A 3,159-nucleotide genomic window follows, 5' to 3' on the forward strand; every position below is an offset into this window, starting at 1 on the left:
TATCCAATTTTATGAGCAAAACTAATCAAGCTTTTAGCACAAGCTATGTATATCCGCTTTGTGTTTTCTGCATTGCCCCCAAAGTCAGCGGCGTATTCTACCAAGTCTTCATAGGTCACTTTTTTGAGGGGTTTGTCCAAAAATTCCAGAAATCGCCTAGTGTATCGTCGGTAAGAAATGATAGATGACTCTGCTTTTCCCTCCAACCACAGCGCAATCAACTTCGCCTCCGCCTGCGCTACTGGCAAGGAAGCGATCGCCTTTCTATGCGCTGTTAGGTGAACTAGAGAGAGCGTCATTTTTATTACTCCCTTAATAATCAGACACAAGAGTAGTTTCGTCTGGTTATATAGTGTCTGATTTTTATTGTCCCTCTAAATGGTCATTTCAACTCACTGTTTCACAACTGAAAAATTCTCATTTTTTGCGTATAGTACACTCATAATACTTAGGAGTATGATACAAGCAAGACTATTACTGACTATCCATTGCGGATTGAGAGCCGGGTATTTCCTCCGAGTATTGCCGTTTATACACAGGCTTTCTTGTAGTAGAGGGAGGTGCTATTTTTGGGTGTGGGGAATTAAGAAAAAGATTTGCAACGGCGATTGCTGAATTTAACTGGCGGGTTGACTATTTAAAATTTTTTAGAAGGGAATAGGGAATAAGCAACAAAAGGTTTTGTCCGGGGATTTAGAACTATACCTAAACGCTCGTCCTAAATAAGGGGGCTTCAAATCCAAGGGTTTTCTCTGTTAGAAGGGAACAGGCAATTTTTCTTTGAGCTTCAATCCTACTGTTGTCTGTTCCCTATCTCTACCCCGAACGCGAGTGCGGTTTGCAGGAGAAGGGGTCGGTGAACTATAAGAAATGGAACCACATCAAGGTAATTCATCATGACAAGTTACACGATTTAATAAGCGTGGACAGTCCAAGTTTACCTAGATGATATGCGAACATGAGCAATACAGGGCGGAAAAAAAAATTAGCATCTTTCAACTGCGATCAAAAGAAGTGGGAGCAGTTTATCGCCTGTTGCAACTCGAAAGGCACAACAGCAACAGCCACGCTGCTCGAATTTATCGATCTCTACTTAGGCGATTCCCAAGATAAAATTGATGCAATAGGTGGTAACGATTTAGACGAACGCTTAGACTCAAAGATTAAGGCAAGTGTAGAGAAGTACTTGGCTGTGAGTAATAAAAATCACAGTAGTCCGACTAATGAAACGATAAGAGCTATTTGCGAAAGACTTGATAAGCTCGAGTCAGAGTTTTCAAATGAATCTAATAGCAACCAAACCACAGCAATTGATAATCTCGCCAATTTAGAACAAAAAGTGGAGAAGATGTATGCCCGAATGACACAGTTGGCTGAGGCGATCATTAAAATACAAGACTATCTCAACAACCAACAAAAGCGGGGACAGAAATCGTACTACAATAATTCATCCTTCAAAGCGCATACTCCTAGAATCCAACCGTTAACTGAAGAAGGTTTAGCCAAGAGACTTGGTGTAAGTGAAGAAAGTGTACGCAAGGAGCGAATTAATCTTCCCCCACCGCTTTTTGTAGCATGGTGTAAGGGGAAGGATAGAGCAGGGTTGGGGTGGGAATTTAACGAAAATACGGGATTATATCAGCCAGCAAGTTAGTATTTTGATTAATTTCAACTTATCGCGGCGAGTGTTTCTACTTATTAATCAAATCCAAGTCCCAGGTATAAAATCCAATCTGCTCAGGAACCCTAGTGAATCGGCCTGTGCGATGACCTCGTGATAACTCATTCAATACCTTGTTTTTCACTTCTTTAATCTCAGTCGCAGTGAGTTCGCCATAGATTCCGTTGGTAATTTCTGAAACCCCGAAAACTTTACCGGAATTATTTTCTAGAAAAGTTGTTAGTGCATCAATTAAAAACTGACCCTGAAATTCTTCGAGCATTGGTATGTCTTGGGGCTGGGGTGGCAAAACTTGTTTCTTATTTTTGCCTTTGACTCTGGTGGACGAATTTTTCGTCTCCGGTTTGGGTAGCAAAGTTAAAGAGAGAGTATAACATCCCGGTTTAGTAGGGACACTGAACCATTTGTTAGTTTCCTTCCCATGAGTGAGGGATGATTGAACTCTGCCTTTGATGAGCTTGAAGGCATCTGGCTCTAACTCCCCATAAAGCGTTTTGACAATAAAATCGATGTGAACAATTGTGCCAATGTGTTCTGCCAAAACCTGTTCAATAGCTTCCGGGCGAGACAGCGATTGGAAAATAGGCAGCATGGCCGTCTCGGTTCCATCTTGCGGTCGCTGTTGAGTTAATGTTTCTATCGGTGGCTCTAGGAGGAATGGAATGTTTGTAGCTGCATCAGATTCTTCACCTGACCAAGCTTGTATAAGTGTGAATATGTTTTGTTGAGTGGACTCTTGAAATTGTGTTGCGACTGTTGATGTATCCTGTGAATCGTCTAGCTCAAGATGGGTAATAGGTTCAACATCGTCATTAACAGATTCCTCACTTAAGAATAAGAAGAAGTTTTTTCCTTTTTCAGAGGTGAATTCTTCATTAGCCACCTCCTCAGCCAAAGGCCAGTTAGATAATAGAGCTTCTACATGAGTGAGATTTGCTTTGGCTAGGGAATATAATTTTTCGTACTCTTCTACAAGAGGTGCGTAGTAATCTCGCAATGCTAATAATGACTCGATTGCTTTTTGGGGAGGCTCTAAAGGAAAGGGGCTATTCATCAAGTTTAGAGTTAACTATACCTTGCGACACTCATATAATTATGAAACGACATCGAGTGAATTGGAAAAGAATTGACAGTTTCACATCTATTGTAAAGTATTTGAGCAAGTTAAAGCTCCGCTCTGCTTTTCATGTTGTCAAAGTGATTCATACTACAAGAGGATCGCGCTACCCAAAAAGCAATCGAGTGCATTCCCCCTTGGTGTTATGGGAGGAACTACACTCGTAATCGACCACGGGGCGATCGCAAATTACAAGAAAGTAAAACCCATTGACATCAAAGAGTTAGAGTTCAAAAGAAGCAGACAGCAGACTAATTCAATTTGGGAAATCAAACTGTATAAATTCGTGGGTTTTAAGCAGCATAATTGAGCAGCAACTTTACTCGGCAGGAACTTGTGGAAGTAAAGAAGGAGTTGGTTG

3 protein-coding genes and 1 pseudogene are annotated in these 3,159 nt (G+C 41.1%); 2 read left to right on the plus strand and 2 right to left on the minus strand.

What is annotated here, in order from left to right; translation table 11 throughout:
- Window positions 1-299 (minus strand): annotated as a pseudogene (locus tag H6G97_RS48585) (tyrosine-type recombinase/integrase); the annotation flags it as partial.
- Window positions 300-958: 659 nt separating this feature from the next.
- Here H6G97_RS48585 and H6G97_RS48590 point away from each other — a divergent pair.
- Window positions 959-1,654 (plus strand): hypothetical protein, encoded by a 696-nt coding sequence (locus H6G97_RS48590; RefSeq protein WP_190947452.1) that lies wholly within the window; start codon window positions 959-961, stop codon window positions 1,652-1,654.
- A 37-nt stretch (window positions 1,655-1,691) separates the two neighbouring features.
- On the opposite strand, the gene H6G97_RS48595 is transcribed toward H6G97_RS48590, so the two are convergent.
- Complete coding sequence (locus H6G97_RS48595; protein WP_190947453.1) at window positions 1,692-2,735, minus strand: hypothetical protein; 1,044 nt, start codon at window positions 2,733-2,735, stop codon at window positions 1,692-1,694.
- Window positions 2,736-2,943: 208 nt separating this feature from the next.
- Between H6G97_RS48595 and H6G97_RS48600 the strand changes: the two genes are divergently transcribed.
- Complete coding sequence (locus H6G97_RS48600) at window positions 2,944-3,108, plus strand: hypothetical protein (protein ID WP_190947454.1); 165 nt, start codon at window positions 2,944-2,946, stop codon at window positions 3,106-3,108.
- The last annotated feature ends 51 nt before the right edge of the window (window positions 3,109-3,159 follow it).

Origin of the sequence: Nostoc flagelliforme FACHB-838 (genome assembly GCF_014698065.1) — a bacterium.
Classification (GTDB): domain Bacteria; phylum Cyanobacteriota; class Cyanobacteriia; order Cyanobacteriales; family Nostocaceae; genus Nostoc; species Nostoc flagelliforme_B.